We start from the raw sequence: 7,255 nt of genomic DNA on the forward strand, positions 1-7,255 counted from the left end.
CAGAGGCAAGATGACGTAACAGAGAGGCATGGCTTTTCATCAGCGCAGGAAAGGTTTGCCTGTGGATATACGGAGCCGAAGGCCGGTCAGGCCGCCTCCACCATGCGCCAGCGCCTGGCTTTGAACTCATGACGGGGGAGGGTGTTGGACTCGGCCTGCCGGACGGAAATGCGGAGGGAAAAGGTGTCCTTGAGCCGGGCCTCGATGCGCTTGATCAGCTGCTTGGACACATTGCCCTCGAGTTCCACCACCAGCTCGATCTCGTCCATCGCGTCCACTTTGCGCTGCTCGACCATGTATTCCGCCACTTCGGGGAACTGGCGTACAACGGCCTCGACGGCGCTGGGGTAGATGTTCACGCCGCGGACGACGACCATGTCGTCCACGCGGCTGAGAATGCCGCCGTCAAGAACCAGCCTGCCGCGGTGGATTCGCTTCTTTACCCAGTCGCCGGTGCGGTAGCGGAGCAGGGGGCAGGCGGTGCGGTCCAGGGTGGAAAGGATCAGTTCGCCGCATTCGCCATCGGCCACTTCCACGCCCGTCTTGGGATCGACAATCTCGGCGAGGTAGGCCTCCTCCATGACGACGAGCTGGCGGGGCAGGTCCTCACTTTCGTAGCTGACGGGTCCCACCTCGGTCATGCCGTGGTGGTCGAAGATGCGAGCCCCCCAGAGAGACTCGAGACGCTGGCGTACTTCTGGCACGCTGCCGCCCGTTTCGCCTGCGACGATGATTTTATTGATGCGCAAGTCCGAGCGCTCCACACCCGAGGACTCGCCGATCAATTCGCCGAGACGCAGGGCATAGGTGGGCGTGCAGCAGAGCACGGTGGCGCCGTAACGGGCCATGGCCTCCAGGCGCGCCTGGCTGGACATGCCGCCGGTGGGGATGATGAGGTAGTCCTTGGCCGCCGCTTCGTAGGCAGTCCAGAAACCGAGAAAGGGGCCGAAGGAGAAGGCGAAAAAGATGCGGTCCCTGCCTTTGACCAGGCCGGCGGCATCGAACACGCGCTGCCAGCATTTGAGCATGGCGTCCCAGCTTTCCGGAGTGTCGATCCAGGCCATGGGGAAGCCGGTGCTGGTGCCGCTGGTCTGGCAGAAACGGGTGTACTGCTGGATGGCCCGCGTGAGATTGGTGCCGAATGGCGGATGGGCGGCGCGGTCTGCCTGGATGTCCGCCTTGGTGGTGAAGGGGACCTGCGCGATGAAATCGTCCACCCGGTTCAAGCGGCTGACCTTCAGCTCCCACTCGCGGATCTTCTTGCCATAGAAGCTGTCCGTGGTGGCGAGATTGAGCACAATGGAGCGCAATTTGCGCCACTGGTTGGAACGCAAGCGGACTCGGTCGATCAATGGGGGGCCGTCAGACACGCGGCAAGTCATGGCGAGGCAAGCGACGGGGTCAAGGAAAGGGGTGCGACTTAGGCGATCGTAAGACGAAGGCAGGATCCTTGGATAATAAGACGCGCCGTGAGGTGACACGATGGAGGGGCCATGGGTTCATGGGGGGGGGGTGTTGGTGCAGGATAAGGCGCTCATTTTGAGGGATGTTTGATATTATTTAACGTATCTTAATTAGTTTGAACAGGGCAGTGCTTTTGGGGTAGGGTGGACGTTCCCAGTGCCTCGCGGCAGGGCGGAGAGACCTGACACAGGACGGGCGAGGTGCTTCAGATGAGGGTCCAAGTTGCGAAGATCGCTTTTTCGAAAGGGGGCGATGTAGGCGGAGAAACGGCGACCGGTGGCTTGTCGACCCCTCACCCCGGGCCTCTCTCCGACGAGGACTATGTGCGGTGGCGGGATCGGGTGGGCTGGGAGAGGGAGGACTGCGTTTTGCTCCTTCGAAAATCATTGAGCGAACGAGGCTCTCGGCACCGAAAATAATTATGTGGAAAAACCTGATAATTAACTGATATTAAGTTATTCGCAGGGGTGCGGAGATCACCCAAACCGATCGATTATGGGGTCTGGATTTTTCCCTTTTCCAGCTGTCAGCGTGACGGGTTCTCGGGTGCCGTCGTTTCAGCGGAAAAAACCTGGTTTTGCATGCCCCTAGACTCACCAAAGATTTTACGAAAGGCTGCGAATCGAGGGCGCGTCAAGGGGAGCGCCCGACAAACGCGTCTGGCGCATGCTTGTTTGGTTGCCTACAAAGCCGGAAAAGTTAAGAGTGCTTAATTATCAATTTAAATTAAGCACCTCAACATCAAACCCTTGAACGGTTATTTCACGTTTTGGCTCTTAGTGGAGGAAGTGGCGCACGCCGGTGAAGCACATGGCCATTTTGTGCTCGTTGGCGGCCTTGATGACGTCTTCGTCCTTCACGGAACCGCCGGGCTGGATGGCGGCGGTGGCTCCGGCTTCGGCGGCGGCGATGAGGCCGTCCGGGAAGGGGAACATGGCGTCTGAGGCGACCACGCTGCCTTTGAGGCTGAGGCCAGCTTCCTTGGCTTTCCACACCGCGATGCGGCAGGAGTCCACACGGCTCATCTGGCCGGCACCGATGGCGAGGGTGCGGTCGCCGGTGGCAAAAACGATGGCGTTGGATTTGACGTGTTTCACCACGCGCCAGCCGAAGCGCATGGCTTCGAGTTCGTCGCGGGTCGGGGGGCGGATGGTCTTCACCTTGGACTCGAGGTCATCGAGGCCCAGGGCGCGGGAGTCGCTGTCCATGACCATGACGCCGCCGGGAGCGGAGCGGATGATCGGCTCGGTGAGCGCCTCGGCCACGCCGGGGAGCATCTGGATGAGGCGGAGATTCTTTTTCTTCTGCAGCAGCGCGCGGGCATCGGCATCGAAGTCCGGGGCGATGATGACGTCCGTGAAGATCTCAGAAATGATGCGGGCCAGGCCGATGGTCATGCTGCGGTTCACCACGATGACGCCGCCAAAGGGGGCCTGCTTGTCGGTTTCAAAGGCCTTCTGCCAGGCCTCGCGCAGGTCCTCGTCCGCGCAGCCGACGCCGCAGGGGTTGGTGTGCTTCAGAATGGCCACGGTGGGGCGGCGGAACTCGAGGGCGATCTCGGCAGCGGCGTGGATGTCGAGGACGTTGGTGTAGCTGAGGTCCTTGCCGTGCAGCTTCACGAAGTAGTCACCGAAGTTGCCGTAGAGGGAGGTCTTCTGGTGCGGATTGTCGCCGTAGCGCAGTTCCGAGTAGAGCGGCAGGCTCAGGTTGAAAGTCTTCTGCGTGGTCTGCTCCTTGTTCAGGTAGGCGGCGATGGCGGAGTCGTAGGCGCCGGTGCGCTGGAAGACCTTGCAGGCCAGGCGTTCGCGGGTGGCCAGGGTGGTGTCTCCGGAGTGCTCCTTCATTTCAGCCAGCACCACGGCGTAGTCGGCGGGATCGGTGATGACCGTGACCCAGCGGTGGTTTTTGGCAGCGCTGCGCAGCATGGAGGGGCCGCCGATGTCGATGTTTTCGATGGCTTCTTCCAGCGTGACGTCCTTCTTGGCGATGGTCTGCTCAAAGGGGTAGAGATTCACCACCACGAGGTCAATGCAGGGAATATCGTGCTTCTGGGCGTTGCGCTTGTCCTCATCGTTGTCGCGGCGTTGCAGGAGGCCGCCGTGGACTTTCGGGTGCAGGGTTTTCACGCGGCCGTCGAACATCTCGGGAAAGCCGGTGTGGTCGGAGACGTCGGTCACAGCGAGGCCGCCGTCCTTGAGGTGCTTGGAGGTGCCGCCCGTGGAAAGCAGCTCCACTCCCAGCGCCGCCAGTCCTTTGGCGAAGTCGAGGAGGCCGGATTTGTCGGAAACAGAGAGCAGAGCGCGGGCGATGGGCATGTGAGTGTGGGAAAGTTCGGGCCGGGGAGTAAAGGGAGATTTGCGGGGGTGCCAAGCGCATTTCACAGGCCAATATTGTCTAGGCAGTTCCTGTATTTTCGAGTTGCCGGGTACACGCTTCGCATTAAAGAAGCTGCTCTCTCCCATGCGCGCTCAAGGCGCTCATTGCGCCCGCCGCACCTCAGCGGGCGGCGTCTTTTTCGGAGGGGTGGCAAAGGTGACGAGGTTTAAGACGACGGCGGTGGGCAGCAGAAGTGAGCTGACGGTGAAAACAGTGGCTGCCAGCAGGGCCAGCGCAGGGTTTCCGGTACGGCGGAAGAGCCAGCCCAGGACGATGCCAGTCAGGCCCATGGCGACGCCATGCACGCGAATAAAGATCAGGATGCCCAGGAGTGACATGGCAGTATCCAAGGCTGCCGGAACTCCGCCAGCGGCGCAAGCTTTTCAGAGGTGTCACGGCTCCATCTTCAACTCCATACCGAGGCTCAGTGAATGGCTGATCAGGAGATCAGGGAGGATTTTGCGGGAGGACAAAACGGCCGCGTTTTCCGAACAGGAGGGAAAAACAGCGAATCCTCATTCTCATGAAAACACTTTCTTCAGAACCTCATCCTCCTTCGGCCACCGTCGTCAAAAAGCGCACCGCGTGGTATGGAACGGGAGTTGCCCTCATCGTTGCGGGCATCGCCATCATCCCCACGATCGCACTCGCCGCCATCGGCGGGGGACTCATCCTGGTGGGCATTGCCACGATCACCGCGGCGTACATTCAAGGCCATCCGCGAGATCCTTGATCGTAAACCCTGTGTGGGAAGGGCGCCAGTACAGCCTCACGGCCCCGTCTTGGGCACGAAGGGCGGGTAGAACTTCCGCGCTCCGAACTCGATGTAGCGGTTTTCGGCGGTCTTTAAATAGACGGGCAGGGGACCCTTGCCGCGGGCGACCTCCGGCTGATAGATGAAATGGCGGCCGGTGAGGTCAAGGGCGCGTTTCAGCATCGTGGCGTCATCAAAGGCCACGGCGTCCTCGGCACGGCGGAAGAGGCCCTGTTCCTGGCCGGGGTAGCGCAAGTTTGGCTCGTAGCGGTCGTCCTTGCCCAAGGTGGTGTAGTACCGGGTGTCTCCCAGCGCGGTGGGGTACTCGGTCCATTCGTAGTCTTCGGAACGAAGATGGATGCGCCAGGAGAGAATGACCAGGCAGCTGAGCAGCAGCGCCCAGCCCAGCAGCAGCCGGCCGGGGGTGTCGCGGATTTGATTGGCAGCCATGGGCAAGGGACATCAAAGCCGGGAAGGCCCGACGGCCAATGAAAAAGTGCGGGGCGTCAGGAGGATGGCGAGGGTCCCGGATTATTGTAAAATCATAGAGGGTAAAATGATTCAAAATCAAAGGATTGGAATCATTTTACCTTCCATTATTTTACCGTTAAAGCGTTCCCTCCGCCCCTAAATGAGCAGTTGTCAGCGCCGCCCGCTTCGGCTTCGATGCAGGCCCTATGAGCAAAAAATGGCGCATCGCTGGCATCAATTTCGATCACTTCCACATGGGCGACCTGCTGCGCCAGACCTTCGAGCATCCGAACGCGGAGATCGTCGGCATCTGCGATGAGAAGCCGGAGCGCCTGGTGGATGCGGCGCGGAATTTCAGCCTCACGCCCGCCCAGGTTTTCACCGACTACCGCGCCTGCATGGAGCAGACCAAGCCCGATCTCGTCATCCTCTGTCCCGCCGCCTCCAATCACGGCGAGTGGGTGGCCAAGATCGCCCCGTACGGCACGCACATCATCATGGAGAAACCCTTCGCCGGATCGCTGGCGGAGGCGGACGGCATGATCGCTGCCATGCAGCCGCACGGCAAGCTGCTCACCGTCAACTGGCCGCTCGTCTGGGATGCCGGCCAGCAGACCGCGCACCGCCTTATCCAGGAAGGCCTCATCGGCGAGGTGCTGGAGTTCCACCACCACGGCGGCAATCGCGGCCCGCTGTACCACGGCGCCGACAAGATCGAAAAAGAACCCAGCGCCGCTGAAAAAGCCGCGAGCTGGTTTTACAGCAAGGCCCAGGGCGGGGGATCTCTGCTCGACTACATGGGCTACGGCACCACCCTCGGCACCTGGCACCTCGGCGGCAAATCGCCGCTGGAAGTCACCTGTACCTGGAACCAGCCCGTGGGCCTGGAGGTGGACGAGCACGCCGTGGCCGTGATCCGCTACACCCAAGGCCTGAGCAAATCCGAAACCCGCTGGGGCACCTTTACCGATCCCTGGACCCACCAGCCCCAGCCCAAATGCGGCTTCGTCCTCAAAGGCACCGACGGCACCATCTCTTGCTACGACTACGCCACCGCCGTCCGCGTCCAAACCCGCGCCCGCCCGGAAGGCTACGAAGTCCCGGTCGATCCCGTCGCAGCCCCCAACCGCAATCCCGTCGAACACGTTATCCACCACCTGGAAACCGGCGCACCCCTGATCGGCCCGCTCCGCCTCGACATCAGCCGCATCGGCCAGCAGATCGTGGACACCGCGTTCCGGAGTGCCCAGGAGAAGCGCACGCTGGAGTTGGTAGGGTAGGCGGCTGGGAGTGGAGCTGCAAATCGGGCTGGTGGCTGGCCTTAGACCTCCTGTCTCGGCCTCCCAGAGGCGCGTTTATTAACTACCAACAATCAATGTAATGTAAAGTTGTCTGGCTGGGGGTGTGCCGTGGGAAGCCTGCTTCCGGCGCAGTTTGACAAACCACGGCTTGAGGCGATTCATCGTGATTATGGCGTTGCAGAATCCATCGAAACCCTCACGGACAGCCAAGGGCGCTACATCACCTTTTTCGCCTTGCTTGACCCCATCCGAGATCGATTCGTTGCGGAAGGAAACGGAGGCCGCGCTAAAGGAGATGATGGAGATATTCGCCGAAGAGGTGGTGACCTCATAATAGTCGCAGAACAACTAAATTCAGGCAGTACGCTTGCATCAGCGCCAGTCTCTGGTGAGTTCGGCCTCCCCAAAAAAGATGCCATGCATTTAGCGCACGGTGACCAGTCGCAGATGCTATTAGAGCAAAGGGGCCAGGCACTCAACGTCGTGGTTTTTTCGCGGACGGAAAGCACTACGAGCGCATGATTTCTGGCTTTCCTACCCCATTCACGCTAGGGTTTTCTTCGGAGACATATGGAAAAGCGAGAAGATACAATCGAGCAGCTTAAGAGGCTACTCGAAGAGCCAGGACTCTCAAACGAGGAGAGGGAAGAAATCGTCGACAACATTCGCCAGCTGGCCTTCAGCATCGTCAACGCCGACTGGCTCGACGAGCAGTTCCTCAAAAAAAGCTGCCAAGCATTCCGAAGGGCCTAGAGCAATTTAAATAATTATATAGCCATGGGGATCAAGGCATGCTATCAAACGGCATGGCAACACTCTCTCTGGATTTACGTGAACGGATTGTCAGTGCCTATGACAAAGGCGAAGGCACCCGTGATGAGATCGCGCG

General features: G+C 60.3%; 8 protein-coding genes. 4 read left to right on the top strand and 4 right to left on the bottom strand.

Annotation, left to right across the window (positions count from 1 at the left end; genetic code table 11):
• Nucleotides 1-86: 86 nt before the first annotated feature.
• The 3 genes from ACILSO_RS06170 to ACILSO_RS06180 all read right to left on the bottom strand — a co-directional run bounded on the left by ACILSO_RS06170 (nucleotide 87) and on the right by ACILSO_RS06180 (nucleotide 4,178).
• Nucleotides 87-1,370, bottom strand: a complete 1,284-nt coding sequence (locus tag ACILSO_RS06170) for a phenylacetate--CoA ligase family protein (protein ID WP_395736499.1) — start codon at nucleotides 1,368-1,370, stop codon at nucleotides 87-89.
• 870 nt (nucleotides 1,371-2,240) lie between these two features.
• Complete coding sequence (gene purH / locus ACILSO_RS06175; protein ID WP_395736500.1) at nucleotides 2,241-3,779, bottom strand: bifunctional phosphoribosylaminoimidazolecarboxamide formyltransferase/IMP cyclohydrolase; 1,539 nt, start codon at nucleotides 3,777-3,779, stop codon at nucleotides 2,241-2,243.
• Nucleotides 3,780-3,941: 162 nt separating this feature from the next.
• Complete coding sequence (locus tag ACILSO_RS06180) at nucleotides 3,942-4,178, bottom strand: hypothetical protein (RefSeq protein ID WP_395736501.1); 237 nt, start codon at nucleotides 4,176-4,178, stop codon at nucleotides 3,942-3,944.
• Nucleotides 4,179-4,363: 185 nt separating this feature from the next.
• Between ACILSO_RS06180 and ACILSO_RS06185 the strand changes: the two genes are divergently transcribed.
• Nucleotides 4,364-4,573, top strand: a complete 210-nt coding sequence (locus ACILSO_RS06185) for a hypothetical protein (protein ID WP_395736502.1) — start codon at nucleotides 4,364-4,366, stop codon at nucleotides 4,571-4,573.
• A gap of 36 nt (nucleotides 4,574-4,609) precedes the next feature.
• Here the strand turns inward: ACILSO_RS06185 and ACILSO_RS06190 are convergent, their stop codons facing one another.
• Complete coding sequence (locus tag ACILSO_RS06190) at nucleotides 4,610-5,044, bottom strand: hypothetical protein (RefSeq protein WP_395736503.1); 435 nt, start codon at nucleotides 5,042-5,044, stop codon at nucleotides 4,610-4,612.
• A 227-nt stretch (nucleotides 5,045-5,271) separates the two neighbouring features.
• Between ACILSO_RS06190 and ACILSO_RS06195 the strand changes: the two genes are divergently transcribed.
• The 3 genes from ACILSO_RS06195 (at nucleotide 5,272) to ACILSO_RS06205 (ending at nucleotide 7,119) form a co-directional block, all read left to right on the top strand.
• The gene (locus ACILSO_RS06195; protein WP_395736504.1) at nucleotides 5,272-6,345 is read left to right on the top strand and encodes a Gfo/Idh/MocA family protein; all 1,074 of its coding nucleotides are present in this window, start codon (nucleotides 5,272-5,274) and stop codon (nucleotides 6,343-6,345) included.
• A gap of 129 nt (nucleotides 6,346-6,474) precedes the next feature.
• Complete coding sequence (locus tag ACILSO_RS06200; RefSeq protein WP_395736505.1) at nucleotides 6,475-6,888, top strand: hypothetical protein; 414 nt, start codon at nucleotides 6,475-6,477, stop codon at nucleotides 6,886-6,888.
• A gap of 48 nt (nucleotides 6,889-6,936) precedes the next feature.
• Nucleotides 6,937-7,119 carry a hypothetical protein gene (locus ACILSO_RS06205; protein WP_395736506.1) on the top strand — a complete coding sequence of 61 codons (183 nt, stop codon included), beginning with the start codon at nucleotides 6,937-6,939 and terminating at the stop codon, nucleotides 7,117-7,119.
• Nucleotides 7,120-7,255 lie beyond the last annotated feature (136 nt).

It is taken from the genome of Prosthecobacter sp., assembly GCF_044226605.1.
In the GTDB taxonomy this organism is placed as follows: domain Bacteria; phylum Verrucomicrobiota; class Verrucomicrobiia; order Verrucomicrobiales; family Verrucomicrobiaceae; genus Prosthecobacter.

What these genes read in the sequence shown, in the direction of transcription:
- ACILSO_RS06185 (WP_395736502.1), top strand. Translation starts at nt 4,364, where the DNA reads ATGAAAACACTTTCTTCAGAACCTCATCCTCCTTCGGCCACCGTCGTC.
- purH (WP_395736500.1), bottom strand. Translation starts at nt 3,779, where the DNA reads ATGCCCATCGCCCGCGCTCTGCTCTCTGTTTCCGACAAATCCGGCCTC.
- ACILSO_RS06180 (WP_395736501.1), bottom strand. Translation starts at nt 4,178, where the DNA reads ATGTCACTCCTGGGCATCCTGATCTTTATTCGCGTGCATGGCGTCGCC.
- ACILSO_RS06190 (WP_395736503.1), bottom strand. Translation starts at nt 5,044, where the DNA reads ATGGCTGCCAATCAAATCCGCGACACCCCCGGCCGGCTGCTGCTGGGC.
- ACILSO_RS06205 (WP_395736506.1), top strand. Translation starts at nt 6,937, where the DNA reads ATGGAAAAGCGAGAAGATACAATCGAGCAGCTTAAGAGGCTACTCGAA.
- ACILSO_RS06195 (WP_395736504.1), top strand. Translation starts at nt 5,272, where the DNA reads ATGAGCAAAAAATGGCGCATCGCTGGCATCAATTTCGATCACTTCCAC.